Source organism: Variovorax sp. J2L1-78 (assembly GCF_030317205.1).
GTDB classification, from domain to species: domain Bacteria; phylum Pseudomonadota; class Gammaproteobacteria; order Burkholderiales; family Burkholderiaceae_C; genus Variovorax; species Variovorax arabinosiphilus.
In genome coordinates this window covers 1,484,032-1,501,832 of the sequence record NZ_JASZYB010000001.1, presented here as the reverse complement: position 1 = coordinate 1,501,832, position 17,801 = coordinate 1,484,032, and the positions used below count along the sequence as shown (strand labels likewise).

20 protein-coding genes are annotated in these 17,801 nt (G+C 69.6%); 16 read left to right on the top strand and 4 right to left on the bottom strand.

The genetic code is table 11. From position 1 onward, the window contains the following. The first annotated feature begins 22 nt into the window (after positions 1 to 22). The 10 genes from QTH86_RS07205 to QTH86_RS07160 are packed head-to-tail and all read left to right on the top strand — an operon-like array spanning position 23 to position 10,480. Positions 23 to 1,165 carry an ABC transporter substrate-binding protein gene (locus QTH86_RS07205; RefSeq protein ID WP_286645356.1) on the top strand — a complete coding sequence of 381 codons (1,143 nt, stop codon included), beginning with the start codon at positions 23 to 25 and terminating at the stop codon, positions 1,163 to 1,165. A gap of 44 nt (positions 1,166 to 1,209) precedes the next feature. Next, positions 1,210 to 2,538, top strand: a complete 1,329-nt coding sequence (locus QTH86_RS07200; protein WP_286645357.1) for an aromatic ring-hydroxylating dioxygenase subunit alpha — start codon at positions 1,210 to 1,212, stop codon at positions 2,536 to 2,538. Continuing rightward, positions 2,535 to 3,026 (top strand): aromatic-ring-hydroxylating dioxygenase subunit beta, encoded by a 492-nt coding sequence (locus QTH86_RS07195; protein WP_286645358.1) that lies wholly within the window; start codon positions 2,535 to 2,537, stop codon positions 3,024 to 3,026. Before QTH86_RS07200 ends, QTH86_RS07195 begins: the two co-directional genes overlap by 4 nt. A 42-nt stretch (positions 3,027 to 3,068) precedes the next feature. Then, entirely contained in the window at positions 3,069 to 4,241 is a 1,173-nt protein-coding gene (locus QTH86_RS07190; protein ID WP_286645359.1) for an ABC transporter substrate-binding protein, read from the top strand. 49 nt (positions 4,242 to 4,290) lie between these two features. Then, entirely contained in the window at positions 4,291 to 5,346 is a 1,056-nt protein-coding gene (locus QTH86_RS07185; protein ID WP_286645360.1) for a branched-chain amino acid ABC transporter permease, read from the top strand. Next, positions 5,343 to 7,151, top strand: a complete 1,809-nt coding sequence (locus tag QTH86_RS07180; RefSeq protein ID WP_286645361.1) for a branched-chain amino acid ABC transporter ATP-binding protein/permease — start codon at positions 5,343 to 5,345, stop codon at positions 7,149 to 7,151. Before QTH86_RS07185 ends, QTH86_RS07180 begins: the two co-directional genes overlap by 4 nt. Then, positions 7,148 to 7,879 carry an ABC transporter ATP-binding protein gene (locus QTH86_RS07175; RefSeq protein WP_286645362.1) on the top strand — a complete coding sequence of 244 codons (732 nt, stop codon included), beginning with the start codon at positions 7,148 to 7,150 and terminating at the stop codon, positions 7,877 to 7,879. Before QTH86_RS07180 ends, QTH86_RS07175 begins: the two co-directional genes overlap by 4 nt. Beyond that, positions 7,869 to 9,461 (top strand): ATP-dependent acyl-CoA ligase, encoded by a 1,593-nt coding sequence (locus tag QTH86_RS07170; protein WP_286645363.1) that lies wholly within the window; start codon positions 7,869 to 7,871, stop codon positions 9,459 to 9,461. The genes QTH86_RS07175 and QTH86_RS07170 overlap by 11 nt, the downstream gene beginning before the upstream one ends. Before the next feature lie 30 nt (positions 9,462 to 9,491). Beyond that, entirely contained in the window at positions 9,492 to 10,007 is a 516-nt protein-coding gene (locus tag QTH86_RS07165) for a MarR family winged helix-turn-helix transcriptional regulator (protein WP_286645364.1), read from the top strand. Beyond that, entirely contained in the window at positions 10,004 to 10,480 is a 477-nt protein-coding gene (locus QTH86_RS07160; protein WP_286645365.1) for an acyl-CoA thioesterase, read from the top strand. The genes QTH86_RS07165 and QTH86_RS07160 overlap by 4 nt, the downstream gene beginning before the upstream one ends. Here QTH86_RS07160 and QTH86_RS07155 read toward each other — a convergent pair. Continuing rightward, positions 10,439 to 11,347: a BUD32 family EKC/KEOPS complex subunit gene (locus QTH86_RS07155; RefSeq protein ID WP_286645366.1), complete on the bottom strand. Its 909-nt coding sequence runs from the start codon at positions 11,345 to 11,347 to the stop codon at positions 10,439 to 10,441. The two genes, QTH86_RS07160 and QTH86_RS07155, sit on opposite strands and share 42 nt — an antisense overlap. Continuing rightward, complete coding sequence (locus QTH86_RS07150) at positions 11,344 to 13,041, bottom strand: FMN-binding glutamate synthase family protein (RefSeq protein WP_444813795.1); 1,698 nt, start codon at positions 13,039 to 13,041, stop codon at positions 11,344 to 11,346. The genes QTH86_RS07155 and QTH86_RS07150 overlap by 4 nt, the downstream gene beginning before the upstream one ends. 52 nt (positions 13,042 to 13,093) lie before the next feature. Between QTH86_RS07150 and QTH86_RS07145 the strand changes: the two genes are divergently transcribed. Both QTH86_RS07145 and QTH86_RS07140 read left to right on the top strand, forming a co-directional pair. Then, positions 13,094 to 13,888, top strand: a complete 795-nt coding sequence (locus QTH86_RS07145) for a YecA/YgfB family protein (protein ID WP_286645368.1) — start codon at positions 13,094 to 13,096, stop codon at positions 13,886 to 13,888. 67 nt (positions 13,889 to 13,955) lie between these two features. Further along, the gene (locus tag QTH86_RS07140; protein ID WP_286645369.1) at positions 13,956 to 14,378 is read left to right on the top strand and encodes a hypothetical protein; all 423 of its coding nucleotides are present in this window, start codon (positions 13,956 to 13,958) and stop codon (positions 14,376 to 14,378) included. Between the two features lie 33 nt (positions 14,379 to 14,411). On the opposite strand, the gene QTH86_RS07135 is transcribed toward QTH86_RS07140, so the two are convergent. Continuing rightward, positions 14,412 to 15,128 carry a response regulator transcription factor gene (locus QTH86_RS07135; RefSeq protein WP_286645370.1) on the bottom strand — a complete coding sequence of 239 codons (717 nt, stop codon included), beginning with the start codon at positions 15,126 to 15,128 and terminating at the stop codon, positions 14,412 to 14,414. A gap of 353 nt (positions 15,129 to 15,481) precedes the next feature. Between QTH86_RS07135 and QTH86_RS07130 the strand changes: the two genes are divergently transcribed. The 3 genes from QTH86_RS07130 to QTH86_RS07120 are packed head-to-tail and all read left to right on the top strand — an operon-like array spanning position 15,482 to position 16,301. Beyond that, positions 15,482 to 15,829, top strand: coding sequence for a hypothetical protein (locus QTH86_RS07130; protein WP_286645371.1), 348 nt, complete (start codon positions 15,482 to 15,484; stop codon positions 15,827 to 15,829). 38 nt (positions 15,830 to 15,867) lie between these two features. Further along, positions 15,868 to 16,131, top strand: a complete 264-nt coding sequence (locus tag QTH86_RS07125; protein WP_286649358.1) for a hypothetical protein — start codon at positions 15,868 to 15,870, stop codon at positions 16,129 to 16,131. Then, entirely contained in the window at positions 16,128 to 16,301 is a 174-nt protein-coding gene (locus QTH86_RS07120; RefSeq protein WP_286645373.1) for a hypothetical protein, read from the top strand. Before QTH86_RS07125 ends, QTH86_RS07120 begins: the two co-directional genes overlap by 4 nt. A 38-nt stretch (positions 16,302 to 16,339) precedes the next feature. Here the strand turns inward: QTH86_RS07120 and QTH86_RS07115 are convergent, their stop codons facing one another. After that, on the bottom strand, positions 16,340 to 16,888 hold the full coding sequence (locus QTH86_RS07115) for a hypothetical protein (protein WP_286645374.1): 549 nt from the start codon (positions 16,886 to 16,888) through the stop codon (positions 16,340 to 16,342). Between the two features lie 207 nt (positions 16,889 to 17,095). Between QTH86_RS07115 and QTH86_RS07110 the strand changes: the two genes are divergently transcribed. Then, complete coding sequence (locus tag QTH86_RS07110) at positions 17,096 to 17,770, top strand: DsbA family oxidoreductase (protein WP_286645375.1); 675 nt, start codon at positions 17,096 to 17,098, stop codon at positions 17,768 to 17,770. Positions 17,771 to 17,801 lie beyond the last annotated feature (31 nt).

The window sequence follows — 17,801 nt, the reverse complement described above, 5'->3', positions numbered from 1 at the left end:
TCATCTCTCCACCGACCGAACCATGAACAAGCCCACCTCCCTCCTGGCCGCCGCGGCGCTCGCGCTGTCCGTCTCGCAGGCCTTCGCTGCCGATCTCAAGGTCGGCTTCATCAGCTCGCTGTCGGGGCCGGTCGCGGCCCTCGGCATCCCTTACGAGAAGGGCATCCGCGCGGCCATCGCCGAGCACCCCTCCATCGGCGGGCGCAAGGTCGAGCTGATCGTGCTCGACGACGCTTCCGACCCGACCACCGCCGGGCGCAATGCCCGCAAACTGGTGGTCGACGACAAGGTCGACGTGCTGATCGGCACCTCCGGCGTGCCCGGCGCGATGGCCATCGCCGCGGTCGCACGCGAACTCAACGTGCCGCTCATCTCGCCGACGCCGGTCACCATCCCGGGGCCGGAAGGCGTCTGGACGGTGACCGTGTCGCAGCCCTTCCCGCTGATGGTGTCGGCGGTGGTCGAGCGCATGAAGAAGTCCAACGTGAAGTCGGTCGCCTTCATCGGCTTCTCCGACGCGCTGGGTGACCTGGCCTACGACTCGCTGCAAAAGAGCGCGGAGGCCGTGGGCATCAAGGTCGTCACCAACGAGCGCTATGCGCGCAGCGATTCGTCGGTCGCCGGCCAGGTGCTGAAGATCGTGGCGCAGCGGCCCGATGCGGTGTTCGCCGGCAACTCCGGCACGCCCGGTGCCTTGCCTTACCTCGGGCTGGCCGAGCGCGGCTACAAGGGCCAGATCTACGGCACGCATGGCCTGATCAATGCCGACTTCGTGCGCGTGGGCGGCAGCGCGATCGAAGGCCTGCAGGTGCCCAGCGGCCCGGTGCTGGTGGCCGACCAGCTGCCCGACAGCAACCCGATCAAGAAGGTGTCGCTGGCCTTCCGCGCGGCCTACCAGAAGACCCACGGCAGCGTGCCGACCGATGCCTTCTCGTCGTACACCTACGACGCCTACCTGCTGCTGGCCGATGCGGCCGCGCGCACCAAGGGCGAGCCGGGCACGCCGGCCTTCCGGACCGCGCTGCGCGACGCGATCGTCACGACGAAGGAGCTGGTGGGCACGCATGGCGTCTACAACTTCAGCCCCGACAACCGCTACGGCTCCGACCAGCGCGCGGTGGTGATCGTGAAGATGGAGAAGGGCCAGTGGAAGCTGGTGCCCTGAGGCGCAGCCGCCACGCCGCCGAGTCCATCGCCGTCTGAATCGCCATGTTCGACCGCTACCGAGGCCGACCCGACGCCGTCCGCGCGCTGGTGCAGGACGACCGCGTCCACCGCGACCTGTACCTGAGCGAGGAGCTGTTCGCCCTGGAGCGCGAGCAGTTCTTCGCCGCGACCTGGAACTACCTGGGCCACGCGAGCCAGGTGCCGAACGCGGGCGACTACCTGACGCAGGACATCGCCGGCCGTCCGCTGGTGATGGTGCGCCAACCCGACGGCGGGCTGAAGGTGCTCTACAACCGCTGCGCCCACAAGGGCACGCAGCTGGTGAGCGACCCGTGCGGCAACACCGGCAAGTTCTTCCGCTGCCCGTACCACGCGTGGACCTACCGGCTCGACGGCGCCCCGCTGGCGCTGCCGCTGAAGGCGGGCTACGGGGGCACGCAGCTGCGCCAGTGCGAATCGGGCCGCGGCATGGTGACCCTGGCGAACGTGGTGGTGTACCGCGACTTCGTCTTCGTGCGCCTGAGCGAGGCCGGGCCGTCGTTCGAGGACTACTTCGGCGACGTGCTGCAGGCGATCGACAACCTGGTCGACCGCTCGCCCGAGGGGCGCCTGGTGGTGGCCGGCGGTGCGATGCGCAACATCATCCACTGCAACTGGAAGATGTACCTGGAGAACATCAACGACACGGTGCATCCGATGTCGACCCACGAGTCGGCCACCCAGGCGGCGAACCAGCTGTGGGCGGGCCACGGGCCGGACGATCCCAAGCCGATGGCGATGGAACAGATCCTGCCCTTCGGCGCGGGCTACGACTTCTTCGACCGCATGGGCGGGCGCGTGCTCGCCAACGGGCACAGCGTGCTCGGCGTGAACTTCAGCATCCATTCCAACTACGCGCAGGTGCCCGAGTACGAGGCGGCGATGACCGCGGCGCATGGCGTGGAGCGGGCCGCCGACATCCTGCAGCGCTCGCCGCAGAACGCGGTGCTCTTCCCGAGCCTCGCGGCCAAGGGCTCGCCGCAGGCCATCCGCGTGATCCGGCCGCTCGCCGCCGACCGCACGCTGGTGGAAGCCTGGGCCTTCCGGCCGGCCGGTGCGCCGGATCTGCTCTTCGAGCGTTCGCTCACCTACAACCGGCTGGTGTTCTCGCCGATGTCGATCGTCGCGCACGACGACGTCGCGCTGTTCGAGAGCATGCAGCAGGGCCTGCGCGCCGACGGCAACGAGTGGATCAGCCTGCACCGCGACCACCGCGCGGGCGAGGCCGACACGCCGGTGCAGACCGTCAACGGCACCAACGAGATCCTGATGCGCAACCAGTTCCGCGCCTGGGCGCACTTCATGACGCAGGGCATGGAGGCGGTGGCATGACGGACGGCCTGTTCACGGAAGACGTGCTGTCGCGCTTCGTCGAGGACGAAGCCGCGCTGCTCGACGACGGCCGCTACGACGAATGGCTGGACCTCTTCGCCGCCGACGGCCATTACTGGGTGCCGCTCCTGGGCGCACGCCAGGCCGATCCGCACACCCACAACTCGATCGCCTACGAAGACCGGCTGCTGCTGCAGTTGCGCATCGAGCGGCTGAAGAATCCGCGTGCCCATTCGCAGCATCCGCCCAGCCAGGGGCAGCACGTGCTGCAGCGCCCGCGGGTGGTGTCCGTCGACCCGGAAGCCGGCGTGGCGGTGTTGCGGACCCCGTTCCTCTACGTTGAGGCGCGTGGCGAGCGCGAGCTGCTGCTGACCGGCCGCTACCGCCACACGCTGGTGCGCGAGGCCGGCGTGCTGCGCCTGCAGCAGAAGCGCGTCGACCTGCTGCAGCCGGAGCGGCCGCTGCCGGCGATCCAGTTGTTCATCTAGTTCCCTCCTTCCACCCATTCATCCACCCACGAGGCCCCCGCCATGAAGCGCTTGATCCGGACCCTGACACGCTGCGCCACCGCAGCCGCCGCCCTGGCCACCTTCGCCGCCTTGCTGCCGGCCGCGCAGGCGGCCGACCTGAAGGTGGGCCTGAGCGTTTCGCTCTCCGGCCCCAACTCGTCGATCGGCGTGCCCTATGCCAAGGGCATGCAGGCGGCGCTGGCGTACAAGGGCGAGGTCAACGGCCGCAAGATCCAGCTGGTGGTGCTGGACGACGGCTCCGACCCGACCGCCGCCGGGCGGAACGCGCGCAAGCTGGTGGACGAGGAGAAGGTCGACGTGCTCATGGGCACCTCGGGCGTGCCGTCGGCGATCGCCATGGCGCAGGTCGGGCGCGAGGCGAAGACCCCGCTGATCGGACTGACCCCGCTGCTGCTCGACCCGGCCGAGAACCCCTGGGTGATGACGGTGGCGCAACCCACCCAGCTCATGATCGATGCGGTGGTCGAGCGCATGAAGCGCAACGGCGTGAAGAGCGTGGGCTACATCGGCTTCTCCGACGCCTGGGGCGACCTGGTCTACAACGCGCTGATGAAGGCGGCGCCGGCCGCCGGCATCACGGTGCTGGGCAACGAACGGTATGCGCGCGCCGATGCGTCGGTCACCGGCCAGGTGCTCAAGCTGCTCGCGCTCAAGCCCGAGGCGGTGATGACCGGCGGCGCCGGCACCCCCGGTGCGCTGCCCTTCCTCGCGCTGCAGGAGCGCGGCTTCAAAGGCGGCGTGTACGGCCAGCACGGCCTGATCAACCCCGACTTCGTGCGCGTCGTCGGTTCGGCAGGGCAGGGGGCGCTGATGCCCACCGGCCCGATCATCGTGGCCGAGCAATTGCCCGCGGACCATCCAAGCAAGAAGATCGGGCTCGATTTCCGCGCCGCTTTCCAGAAGGCCAACAACGCGCCGACCACCGACGCGTTCTCGGCCTACTCCTTCGACGGCTGGCTGGTGTTCGCCGATGCCGCATCCCGCGCGATGGCCAAGGCCGAGCCGGGCACGCCGGAGTTCCGGGTCGCGCTGCGCGACGCCATCTTCAGCACCAAGGAAGTGGTCGGCGTGCACGGCGTCTATAGCTTCAAGCCCGGCAACCTCTACGGCGTCGACGAACGCGCCCGCGTGATCGTCAAGCTCGACAACGGCCAGTGGAAGCTCGCCCCTTGATCCCGTCCGTCCAACGCCTTCCACATCCCGACGCCCGGAGCAGCGCACGATGAGCTGGGACATTGCACTCATCCTCGGCATCGACGGCCTGGCCAACGGCGCGGTGTACCTGCTCGCCGGGCTCGGCCTGGTGCTGATCTTCTCGGTCACCCGGGTCGTCTTCGTACCCTTCGGCGACGTCGCCGCCTTCGCGGCGCTGACGCTCGCCGCCTTCGAGACCGGCCGCACGCCGCCGACCATTGGCCTGGTGCTCACACTGGCTGCCATCGCGGTGTTGGTCGAAGTGGTCGCGCTGGTGCGCCGCCACGAGGCCGCGCGCATCCCGAAGGCGATTGCCCTCTGGGGCCTGCTGCCGGCGGTTCCCTGCCTGCTGGCCTGGCTGGCTGCGCGCAGCGGCATGCCGGCGGCGGTGCAGATCGTCGCGTCGGTGCTGCTGGTGGTGCCGATCGCGCCGCTGCTGGCGCGCATTGTGTTCCAGCCCATCGCCGATGCCTCGGTGCTGGTGCTGCTGATCGTCTCGCTGGCGCTGCACTTCCTGCTGTCGGGCCTGGGCCTGCTGTTCTTTGGGCCCGAAGGCTCGCGCACCCAGCCGCTGGCTTCGGGTGTGCTGACCCTGGGCGACGGCTTCACCGTCAGCGCGCAGGTGATCCTGATGGTCGGCTCTGCCGTGGTGCTGAGCGGCCTGTTCTTCCTGGTGTTCGAGCGCACCGTGGCCGGCAAGGCGCTGCGGGCGACGGCCGTGAACCGGGTGGGGGCGCGGCTGGTCGGCATCCGGCCGGCGCGCACCGCCATCCTGGCGTACGGCTGCGCGTCGCTGCTGGCCGGGCTGATCGGCGTGCTGATCGCGCCGGTGACGACCATGTACTACGACTCCGGCTTCATCATCGGCCTGAAGGCCTTCGTGGCGGCCATCATCGGCGGCCTGGTGAGTTACCCGATCACCGCGGTCGGGGCGATCGCGGTCGGCCTGGTCGAGAGCTTCGCGTCGTTCTGGAGCGGTGCGCTGAAGGACGTGATCGTCTTCAGCCTGCTGATCCCGGTGCTGATGCTGCGGTCCTTCCTAAGCGTGCATTCGGAAGAGGAAGACGACGAGGTGGACCAATGAGCGCCCGTTCTTCCAGTCCTTCGTCCAGCCGCTTCTCGCGCCGCCTCTGGCTCGGCCTGGTGGTGCTCGCCTTCGCGCTGGCGCCGCTCGTGGCCGGCAACTTCACCGTCTCGCTGATGAACGACATCGGGATCGGCGCCCTGGTCGCGCTGGGCCTGGTGCTGCTGACCGGCGTGGGCGGGGCCACGTCCTTCGGGCAGGCCGCCTTCGTCGGCATCGCGGCCTACGCGACCGCCTGGCTCACCACCACGCAGGGGCTCTCGCCCTGGATCGGGCTGCTGTTCGCGCTGCTGCTCACCGGGCTGTCGGCGCTGGCCATCGGCATGCTCACGCTGCGCCTGGGCGGGCACTTCCTGCCGCTGTCGACCATTGCGTGGGGGCTGTCGATCGCGATGCTCTTCGGCAACGTCGATGCGCTGGGCCGGCACACCGGCCTGTCGAACATCCCGGCGCTGCGCGTCGGCACCTGGGTGCTGTCGGACCCGCGCTCGATCTACTACCTGATCTGGAGCATCGTCGGCCTGGCCTTCCTGTTCAGCCAGAACCTGTTGCAGTCGCGGCCGGGCCGCGCGATCCGCGGGCTGCGCGGTGGCGCCACCCTGCTGGCCAGCGTGGGGGCGGACGCTTACCGCGTGCGGCTCACGCTCTTCGTCACCGCGGCCTTGCTCGCGGGCGTCGCGGGCTGGCTCTATGCGCACATGAACCGCTTCGTGAGCCCGGCGCCCTTCGACGTGCGCGCCAGCATCGAGTACCTGCTGATGGCGGTGGCCGGCGGACTCGGCCAGCTCATGGGTGCGCTCGTCGGTGCGGCGCTGGTGCTGGTGCTCAAGAACGGGCTGCAGGACGTGCTGCCGATGCTCACGCAACGCGCCGGCCAGCTTGAGGCCATCGCCTTCGCGACGCTCTTCATCCTGCTGCTGCACTTCGCGCGCAGCGGGCTGATGGGCTTCGTGCGGCGCATCACCCAGGGCCGCTTCCAGGCGCCGCCGGCCACGGCCCCCGCCGAACCGGTGGCACCGCTGCCGCAGCGTGCGCTGCCGGTGCGCGGCACCCGCATCCTGTCGGTCGAGGGCGCGGTCAAGCGCTTCGGTGGTCTGGTGGCGGTGAACGACGTGAGCTTCGAGGTGAACGCCGGCGAGATCATCGGCCTGATCGGTCCCAACGGCGCCGGCAAGTCGACCATGTTCAACCTGCTGACCTGCACCGCGCCGATGACGGCCGGCAAGGTGCGCTTCCTCGACCGGGACATCGCCGGCCTGCCGCAGCGCGAGGTCGCGCGGCTGGGCCTGGCGCGCACCTTCCAGCACGTGAAGCTGCGTCCTCAGATGACGCTGCTGGACAACGTCGCGCTCGGCGCCTATGCGCGCACCGGCGCGGGCGTGCTCAAGGCCGGGCTGCGGCTCGACCGGGCCGAGGAGCAGCAGGTGTTGCAGGAGGCGCAGCGCCAGCTGGCGCGCATCGGTCTGGGCGACCGGTCCCACGAGCTGGCCGGCAGCCTGCCGCTGGGCACCCAGCGCATCTTGGAGATCGCCCGCGCGCTGGCGGCCGACCCGGTGCTGCTCGTGCTCGACGAGCCGGCGGCCGGTCTGCGCCGCAAGGAAAAGATGGCGCTGGGCGAGCTGCTGCGCAAGCTTCGGGAGGAGGGCGTGACCATCCTCATCGTCGAACACGACATGGACTTCGTCATGAAACTCGTCGACCGCCTGGTGGTGATGAACTTCGGCTCCAAGCTGGTGGAAGGCGTGCCCGCGGCGGTGCGCGCCGACGAGCGCGTGCAGGCGGCCTACCTCGGGAGCGTCGTATGAGCGCCGCGATGCTGGAGATCGGTGACCTGCACGTCTCGTACGGGCAGGTGGACGCCGTGCGCGGCGTGTCGCTCTCGCTCGACAAGGGCCAGATCGTGTCGGTGATCGGGCCCAACGGCGCGGGCAAGACCACGCTGCTGGCCGCGGCCATGGGCCTGCTGCCGTCGAAGGGCGTGTTGCGCTTCGAAGGCGAGGACCTGCACGGCCTGGACGTCGAGTCGCGGGTGGAGCGCGGCCTGGTGCTCGTGCCGGAGAAGCGCGAGCTCTTCGGCGAGCTCAGCGTGCTGGACAACCTGCAGCTGGGCGCCTTCTCGCGGCGGCTCCGCAGCGACGTGCTGAAGAAGCGGCTGGGCGCCGTCTACGAGCGCTTTCCGCGGCTGGCGGAACGCAAGGCACAGCGCGCCGACACGCTCTCGGGCGGTGAGCGGCAGATGCTGGCTGTGGGGCGGGCGTTGATGTCGGGGCCGCGGCTGCTGATGCTCGACGAGCCCAGCCTCGGCCTCGCGCCGCTGATCGTGCGCGACATCCTCGCCATCGTGCGCGGCCTGCGCGACGACGGCGTGTCGATCCTGCTGGTGGAGCAGAACGCGCGCGCGGCGCTGGAGAGTTCCGACGAAGGCTATGTGCTGGAGACCGGCGAGATCGCGCTGCACGGCGCGTCGCAGTCGCTGGCGAGCGACCCGCGGGTGCAGGCGACCTACCTGGGGGGCGGAACCCATGACGACTGACACCGCCGCGCGCCTGGTCGACCATGCCTGGCCGCTGGCCGAGCGCACCGTGCCGCTGCTGCTGCAGCAGCAGGCTGCGGCGCTGGGTGCCCGGCCGCTGCTGACCGTGGGCGGCGTGCGCTGGACGCATGCCGATGCGGTGGACGCCGTGGCCCGGCGGGCCGCCGCGTTGCAGGCCGCCGGTGTCGGGCGCGGCGACCGGGTGGCGATCCTGTGCGGCAACCGGGCCGAGTTCCTCGAGGTGTTCCTGGCCTGCGGGTGGATCGGTGCGGTGTCGGTGCCGATCAATTCCGCCTCGATGGGGCCGCAGATCGCGTACTTCCTGGCCGACAGCGGTGCGCGGCTGATGGTGGTGGAAGCGCCTTTCGTCGAGCGGCTGCAGACCGCCGAACTGGTCGGCACCGCGCTCGAATGCGTCTGGGTGGTGGGCGGCGAGGGGCCGATGCCCGCGCCGCAGGGCCTGCGCTGCGAGGCCTATCCGCCGGCCGGCGATGCGGTGGCCCCCGCGGCGGTGCAGCCGGGCGATCCGCTTGCCATCCTCTACACCTCCGGCACCACCGGCCCGGCCAAGGGCGTGGTCTGCCCGCATGCCCAGTACCACGGCTGGGGCGCCAACACCGCACGCATCCTGGGCCTGGGGCCGGACGACGTGCTGGCCACCACGCTGCCGCTGTTCCACATCAATGCGCTCAACACCTTCGCCCAGGCCTCGCTCACGGGCGGCGAGGTGGTGTTCCTGCCGCGCTTCTCGGCCTCGGGCTTCTGGCCCGCGATGCAGGCCTGCGGCGCCACGGTGGTCTACCTGCTCGGCGCGATGGTGCCGATCCTGCTGGCCCAGCCGGCCGGCGCGGGCGAGCGGGCGCACCGGGTGCGCACCGGGCTCGGTCCCGGCGTGCCGGCCTCGGCCAGTGCCGCCTTCCGCGAGCGCACCGGCGTCAGGCTGCTCGAAGGCTACGGCTCGACCGAAACCAATTTCGTCATCGCCACCCGACCGGACAGCGAACGCGCCGGCGTCATGGGCTGGTTGCAGCCGGGCTTCGAGGCCCGGGTGGCCGACGCCTTCGACGCGCCGCTGCCCGACGGCGAGGCCGGCGAACTGCTGCTGCGCGCCGACGAGCCCTTCGCCTTCGCGACCGGCTACTTCAACCTGCCGGACAAGACGGTGGAGGCCTGGCGCAATCTGTGGTTCCATACCGGCGACCGGGTGGTGCGCGAGCCCGACGGCGCCTTCCGCTTCATCGACCGCCTGAAGGACGCGATCCGGCGCCGGGGCGAGAACATCTCGTCGTACGAGGTCGAGCAGGTGCTGCAGGGCCATCCGGCGGTGGCGACGGTGGTGGTCTACCCCGTGCGCTCCGAGCTGGCGGAGGACGAGGTGATGGCCTCGGTCATCCTGCGGCCCGATGCCGCCGTCACGCCCGCCGACCTCGCGGGCTACTGCGACGGCCGCCTGCCGTACTTCGCGATCCCGCGCTACATCGACCTGGTCGACGACCTGCCGCGCACCGAGAACGGCAAGGTGCAGAAGTTCCGCCTGCGCGAGCGCGGCGTGACGCCGAGCACCTGGGACCGCCAGCGCTGAGCGCGCCGGCATCGCACGGGAAGCCCAGTCATGAAGGCCAACGACCCCTCGCACACCTTGCTCAGCCGCGCCAGCGAACTCGGCCACGAGGCGCGTGCCGGCAGTGGCGACCACGCGGTGCTCCGGCTCTGGCTGCGCATGCTCGCCACCACGACGCAGATCGAACGCGAGATCCGGACCCGGCTGCGCGAGCGCTTCGGCATCACGCTGGCGCGCTTCGACTACCTGGCGCAACTGCACCGCTACCGCGAGGGCCTCTCGATGCGGGCGCTGTCGCGCTACCTGATGGTGACCGGCGGCAACGTGACCGCCCTCACCGACGAACTCGAGCGCGAGGGCGCCGTCACGCGCCGCAGCAGCCCGGACGACCGGCGCTCCTGGATCGTCAGCCTGACGCCGCAGGGCCGGCGCGCCTTCGAATCCATGGCGAAGGAACACGAGCAATGGATCCTCGGGATGTTCTCCGCGCTCGACGGCGCCACGGTGCAGCAGCTGCATGCGCAGCTCGGTGCGCTGCGTGTGCACCTGCTGCAGGATGAGCCATGAGCGCCGTGCCCTTCCTGCGCGAGCGCCTGATCCGGTTTTCCGACTGCGATCCGGCCGGCATCGTGTTCTACCCGCAGTACTTCGTGATGTTCAACGGTCTGGTCGAAGACTGGGTCGAGGAGGGGCTCGGCGTGGGCTATCGGCGGCTGATCGTCGAGCGCCGCATCGGCCTGCCGACCGTACGGCTGGAGGCCGAGTTCCGCGCAGTCAGCCGGATGGGGGACCGCGTCCGGCTGCAGCTGGCGGTGAAGCGGCTGGGCGGCCGTTCGCTGACGCTCGACCTGCGCTGCATCGGCCGCGCGGCCGACGGCAGCGAGGAGCTGCGCATGCGCGTGGAACAGGTGCTGGTCACGACCTCGCTCGAGACCCACCGTTCGATCGAGGTGCCGGCCGATCTGCGCAGTGCCATCGACGCCAGCGGGCAGGGTCCGTCAGAGGCCGGGGCTGTACCAGCGACCCAGCAGCCGCGCTGACGCACGCACCCGCTGCGTGTCGCGGCCCCAGCGCCGTCCTTCGGGCAGGTGCCGCAGCCAGCGCATGCGCCGTGCGGCGTGGGCGATGCGTTCGCGCACCGCATCGCTGGCGTCGGCCTGCACCGCATGCCAGTGCTCGCCCGCAGCTTGGGGCGAGGCGGCCCGCACCAGCATCGCGGTGGAGTGCAGGTAGCTGAGCCAGTCGCGCACCTGGCATTCGGCCAGGCCCAGCGTCTCGCCGGGGTCGTCCTCGAAATCGATGTAGCCGATCACGCCGTCGGGGCATTGCACAAGGTTGCGGTCGAAGGCCTGGCTCAGGTAGAGGTCGCGCGCGTGGACGGTGGCGATGGCGTTCAGGCCATCGCGCCAGGCGGCCAGCAGGGCGGCGGGGCCGACGACGGCGGCCTGTTCGAGCCGCTCGCGCAACACGAGCACGGTCGCGCGGCTCTCGCCCAGGTCGGACATCAGCAGGCCGTCGCTCTGTTGCGCCAGCACGGCCGGCACGCGCAGGCCCGCCGCGCCCAGTTCGCGCAGGCGCCGGCCTTCGATGGCGATGGCCGCCTCGCCGCCCGGGTTGGGCACCGGCGTGAGCACGTCGAGCCGGAGAAGGCGGGCGATCAGCCCCAGCAGCCGGTAGCCCCATTTGCCGTGGCGCGGCCCGGCCTTCTTGAGCCAGACGCGTTCGGCGCCGAGGCGGTGGCTGGCCACCGGCTGGGGTTGCCGCGGCAACATGCTGCGCAGGAAGTCGGCGTAGTCGCCCGGCTTCGCATCGGGTGCGCCCGCCTCGAGCGGCGCGGGTGCCGACGCGGCACCCTTGCGCATCTGGATGCGGCCCCCGCTGCCGCCGCCGCGTCTCAGGGGATTCATGCGGCCAATGCCTGGTCGACCGGCTCAGGCATGTCCTGCGCCATCGGCTGGAAGCTGTGTGCGCTGGCCAGCGGCCAGTACATGCGGAACACGGTGTGCTGGCGGTCGAGCGGGCCGAGCAGGGCGCCCGGCTGCACCTGCATCACCAGGTTGCTCAGCAGCCGCACCTCGGTGTCGGAGATGCGCCGCACGATGTGGTGCGCGGTGATTTGCTGAGGGTGGTCGAGCCCCGCGGCCTGCACCAGCTCCTGCAGCGCATGCAGCGTGCTGCGGTGGAAGTTGCGCACGCGGTCGGCCTTGTCGGGCACCACCAGCGCCTGCTGGCGCACCGGGTCCTGCGTGGTCACGCCGGTCGGGCAGTGGCCGGTGTGGCAGCTCTGTGCCTGGATGCAACCCAGCGCCATCATGAAGCCGCGGCCGGCGTTGCACCAGTCGGCGCCCAGCGCCATCATCCGCGCGAGGTCGAAGGCGGTGATCACCTTGCCCGCGCAGCCGATCTTGATGCGGCTGCGCAGCCCCACGCCCACCAGCGTGTTGTGCACCAGCAGCAGGCCTTCCTGCAGCGGCGCGCCGACATGGTCGATGAACTCGACCGGCGCCGCGCCGGTACCGCCCTCGGCCCCGTCGACCACGATGAAGTCCGGCGTGATGCCGGTGGCCAGCATCGCCTTGACGATGGCGAACCATTCCCACGGGTGGCCCACGCAGAACTTGAAGCCGGTCGGCTTGCCGCCCGACAGTTCGCGCAAGCGGGCGACGAAATGCATCATCTCGACCGGCGTCGAGAAGGCGCTGTGCGACGAGGGCGAAATGCAGTCGACGCCGACCGGCACGCCGCGCGCGGCCGAGATCTCGGCCGTCACCTTCGGCCCCGGCAGCACACCGCCGTGGCCGGGCTTGGCGCCCTGGCTCAGCTTGATCTCGACCATCTTCACCTGCGGGTCGCGGGCGTTCACGATGAAGCGTTCCTCGCTGAAGCTGCCGTCGTCGTTGCGGCAGCCGAAGTAGCCCGAGCCGATCTCCCAGATCAGGTCGCCGCCGTGCACGCGGTGGTGCTGCGAGATCGAGCCTTCGCCGGTGTCGTGCGCAAAGCCGCCCAGCTTCGCGCCCTTGTTCAATGCCAGCACCGCGTTGGCCGACAGCGCACCGAAGCTCATTGCCGAGATGTTGAAGACGCTGGCGCTGTAGGGCTGCGTGCAGGTGAAGCCCGACGGCGTGGCCGGGTTGGGCGTGCCGCCGATGACGATGCGGAAGTCGTGGTCGGCCAGCGCGGTCGGCTGCATCGAATGGTTGATCCATTCGTAGCCGGCGATGGTGACGTTCAGCTGCGTGCCGAAGGGCCGGTTGTCGGGCTCGCCCTTGGCGCGCTGGTAGACCAGCGAGCGCTGCGCGCGCGAGAAGGGCGCGGCTTCGCTGTCGCTTTCGATGAAGTACTGGCGGATCTCCGGCCGGATGTACTCCAGCAGAAAGCGCAGGTGGCCGATGACCGGGTAGTTGCGCAGGATGGCATGGCGCGCCTGCCGCAGGTCGTGCACGCCGGTGCCGGCGAGCGTGGCGAACGCCGCCAGCGCGACCCAGCCGAACCAGGCCTGCGGCAGCAGCACCACCGCAGCCACGCTGGCCGCGAGCCCGGCGAGACACAGGACGAAGGCCGTGTAGCGGGCCGGAAAGATGGAAAACGTGGGGGTCGAAATAGGGGGTCTCCCGAAGCCTGCTGCATCATAGAGGGCTCAATCCGCCACCTTCATGACCACGAATTCCGACGCTGCGCCCGACGCGCCCACCCCCTCGACCGACCGCGAGGCCCTCGGCCCCGAGGATTTCGACCTGCTCGACACCCTGCTCGACGCCATGCGCGAGAAGGACGAGGAGATTCCGCAATGGGAGTTCTGCGAGGGCTTCCTCGCCGCGCTGGTGTGCGCCCGCCGCCCCATCGCGCCCTCCGAATACTGGCCGGTGCTGCTGGGCGACAGCTTCGTGCCCGCGCAGCAGATGGAGTTTGTCTGGCACTGGAAGCGCCGCTGGCAGGAGATCGAGCAGGCGCTCGACGCCGACGTGCAGGCGCTCGACGACGACCGCAGCTTCCAGCCCGAGGTGCTCGACACCCGCGGCGCCATCGCCTCGCTGCCCGAGGACGAACGCGCCGAGGTCGAGGGCGAGGCCATCCCGTCCTTCGCCCAAGTGTGGGCGCTGGGCTTCATGTACGCCGTGGAGAACTTCCCCGACGACTGGGCCGCGCCGCGCGACAAGGAAGCCGCCGGCATGCTCGACGACGCGCTGCAGTCGATCGTCGCCCTGACCGAGGACGACACCGGCAAGCCCGAAGTCTCGATGTTCGCCGAGGACGGCCCGCCCAGCGTGAGCCAGCGCCGCCTCGACGACTTCGGCGAGGCGATCTGGGCGGTGTACGACCTGCGCCAGCTGTGGAAGAGCCTGGGCCCGCGCGTGGAGACGATCCGCAAGGAAGCCACGCCGGGGCGGAACGACCCCTGCCCCTGTGGCAGCGGGAAGAAGTACAAGAAGTGCCACGGGGCGGGCTAGCCGCCACGCTGGAGCTCAACGGAGAATAAATTGTTTCCCGGCGCTTCATCCTGGGCAACAATTACGAATGCTTTCGACCGCATCACCCGATGGCGGCGCAGTGCGGGAAGGGTTCGTCGTGCAAGCGATGGCCCCTGCATCGGCCGTCGTCAGTTTCCCTTTCGGCTGGATCCGGCTCGCCGTTCCTGGCGAGTGGCGAGACCTGCGGGGAGAGCTGCCACCGGGTTGCCCGCCCACCTTCGCCAAGGACGGCGGGGCCGGGGTGTTGCAGCTGCGGTCGCTGCCAGCCGGCGGCGGGGCAGGGCCAGAGGCGATGCGCGCTGACCTGGACGCTGCCGACGCGCCGGCCAACTGGCGCCGCACGCTGGGGGACATCGTCCTCGTCGCCAGCTACGTGACCCTGATTCCGGGGGCGGAGATTCCTCCGGGTGAGCAGGACGAGATCGAGAGCTTGCTGAGGAATGCCGCCGTGGTGTGGGCCCAGGGCTGACCTCGATCCCGGCCAAGCCCGGCGAGCGCACCGTCAATCCGGGCCACCGGGCATCGCCAGGACGGTCTCGAATCGATAGCCTTGCCCGTAGATGGAGGCGAGCCTGAACCCCCCCTCCGGACGCAGACCGAGCACCTTGCGCACACGCGAGACGTGGGTGTCGAGCGACCGGGACATCAACTCCGTGCCGGGTGGATTCGCGTTGCCCCAGATGGCCTCGAGCAGATGCTGGCGGGACAGCAGCCGCCCCGGGTTCTGGAAGAGGAAGAGGGCGAGATCGAATTCCTTCTGTGTGAGCGCGACGGGCGCGCCATCCACCTCGAGCCGACGCACCGTCGGCAGAAAGCGGTACCGCCCCCAGACCTGCTCGTCGGGCGGCAGCTCGACGTAGGCGCGGCGCAGCAGGGCGCGCACGCGCGCGACCAGTTCCCCCACGCGCATCGGCTTGACCATGTAGTCGTCGGCACCGGCCGTCAGGCCCTCCACGATGTCGCGTTCCTGATGCCGGTTGGTCACGAAGAGGATCGGCACGCGGTCCTTCACGTTGGCGCGCACCCATCGAACGATGTCGGGGCCATTGCCATCCGGGAGATGCCAGTCGAGAACCAGCAGGTCGAACGACTCTCGCTGGAGCGCCCGTCGGAGGGCGGCACTTTCGGCATAGACATGACAGTCATGGCCGATCGATTCCAGGGTGCATTTCACAAGGTCAAGCTGAACGGTGTCGTCGTCAAGCGCGGCAACTCGCATTGTCTTCAGGGTCCTGGTGAGGGGGAGGAAGCCACAAAGGTCAACGCCTTCAGCAACAAAGTGTAGTGGCCTGTCGGACGCCATCGCGGCAACGAATGTCAACCATTGTCAAAACGTGCGCTCCCGTCTTTCTCCGGTGAGCGCTGATTCCGCGCCGTGCGTCCGGACACCTCGGGGCGCTTCAAAACTCATGGATTGTCAATTCGATTGATTGCTGTTCGCACGCTCTCTACATTTGCGCCCGTCGACCGCAGGGCCTTGCCCTGTTGCGACGACGCGTCTTTGCACTTCATGCGGCGAACGCCGTGCGAAGACCTGCTGCCGAATTTGCCATCGCCGAAAGAATGACCGACTTGCATCCCACCCTGCGCGCGAACGACAGCGCACCGTCCGACCCACGACCTCTGGCCTTGCTTCAGCGACTGGCGAGCGCGCGCCTGCCCGTCATGGTGGCGGAAGATGCCGAGATCGAACTCGTGCGGGTCCTCCAGTTGAGCGGATCGCTCAAGGCCTCCGTCCCCGAACCGCGCAGGACCTTGCACGGCCACCTGCAGGCGCCCGCCACGGTGACGGAAGTCACCCGCCTGGGCTTGCAGCTGCTCGGCAGTTTCGTTCGTTGCCGCAGTTCGTGGCGGCTACGCGCCACGCCGCACGCCCCCTTGTACCGACGCGCCGCCAGTTGCGGGCAGATGGGCGAATGATGGACGTCTTCGACCCGCGATCGCACGCGCCTGCGCCTGTGCCCATCGCACGCTCGACGATGGTGTTGCTGAGCCTCGCCCTGGCGAGCGACGGCCTGGTGTCGTGGGCGCGACGCCTGGGGTTGTCCGAGCAGGCCCTGCGGACCGCGCGCAGCCGGGGGCGGCTTTCCCCTGCGATCGCGGGCGCACTGGCGCTGGAACTCCAGCACGACCCGGGCCCCTGGATGGTCGTGGCGGCCCTGGAAACCGAACGCCAGAGCGCGTGCAAGGAACGCATGCAGAAGCACTTCGGGCTCGGTTGAAGGCGTGTCGCGGCGACCGGAAGACCGGCTGGCTCACCGCCGGCTACTACCATGTCAACGAGAACTTCAAGGTCGGCGTCGGCTACAACTTCACCGACTACTCGGACAACCTGACCGACCTGAGTTATCGCAGCCGCGGCTTCTTCGTGAATGCGCTCGGGAAGTTCTGATCGGCCTTGCGCATGGACAGGCACGACCCGCGCACCGGTCAGGCGCCGCGACCCTTCTTGATCTTGCTGGTCAGGCTCTTCAACCAGGTGGCGCTGCGTTCCTTGGCATTCTCGGCGCGCGTTGCCGACAACGCCGCGTGCAACTTGGCGAGGCTGGCCTCGTTGCACTGCCAGGTCGCATCCACCACGAAGTGGCCACCACCCTGCGATCCGACGCGCGGCGCGACGCTCGACAGGGTCGCGCCCATGCCTTCGAGCATCTTGGCGCGGGCATTGGCGAGCGCGACGCCATCGATGTCGTCGGTCGTTCGATGTTCGAAGCGGTAGACGATCTTGAAGCCCGTCGCGGCGTTCCGGGCCAGGAAGGCGGTCAGTTCCAGGAAGACGAGCTTGCGCAAGGCGATGCTCGGCGAGACGAAGGCCGGCGAATACTCGAAGTTCTGCAGCACCACGGTGCCGCCATCACGTGACATCTTGACGCTCTTGACCGTGCCGACGGGCAGGTCGCCGATCCAGACAAACACGGGCGTGCCAGGCGCGTAGGCTTTTCTGGCTTCGCTCGAAAAGACGAATCCTTCGGTGGCCATGGTTTCTCCGGCTGAGACGATGTCGCCTCGCCCGCGATCCTAGGACGGTTGTGAGTACGTCGGTTTTCGTGGTTTACCCTGGGTGGCGCAAGGCTCCGATGGCATGCGGCCAGTGGGGGATCCCCCGGCACGCGATCCCCGTGCCCGCGGACTGGGCATCATCAAGGCCTGATTCCGCATCCGGCGAACCCAGAGAAAATCCCGCCCATGACCGCTCATCTCAAGATCGATTTCGTCTCCGACGTGTCCTGCCCCTGGTGCGCCATCGGGCTGACCGCGCTGGAATCCGCACTGGCGCGCGTGGCGCCGGACGTCACGGCGCAGCTGCACTTCCAGCCCTTCGAACTCAATCCGCAGATGGCGCCCGAGGGCGAGGACACCATCGAGCACCTGACGCGCAAGTACGGCATCTCGGCCGAGCAGGCGCGCACCAACGCCGAAGCGATCCGGCAGCGTGGTGCGGCGGTCGGCTTCACCTTCGGCCTCGACAAGCGCAAGCGCATCTGGAACACCTTCGACGCGCACCGGCTGCTGCACTGGGCCGAACTGGAAGGCGAGGCCCCACAGAAGGCGCTGAAGAAGCGGCTGCTGCAGGCCTACTTCACCGATGGCGAGAACCCGTCGGACCACGACGTGCTGCTGCGTGCCGTGGCCGACGTCGGGCTCGACACCGCGCGCGCGCGCGCCATCCTCGAGAGCGACGAATACGCCGAGGAGACCCGGCAGCGCGAGCGCATGTACACCGAGGCGGGCATCCATTCGGTGCCGGCGGTCATCATCAACGACCAGCATCTGATTTCGGGCGGGCAGCCGGTCGAGGTCTTCGAGCGCGCCTTGCGGCAGATCGCCGGCGCCGCCGCGCCGCAGACCCAGACCGCCTGACGGGCGACGCCTTGTCACCCGTCTTCACGCG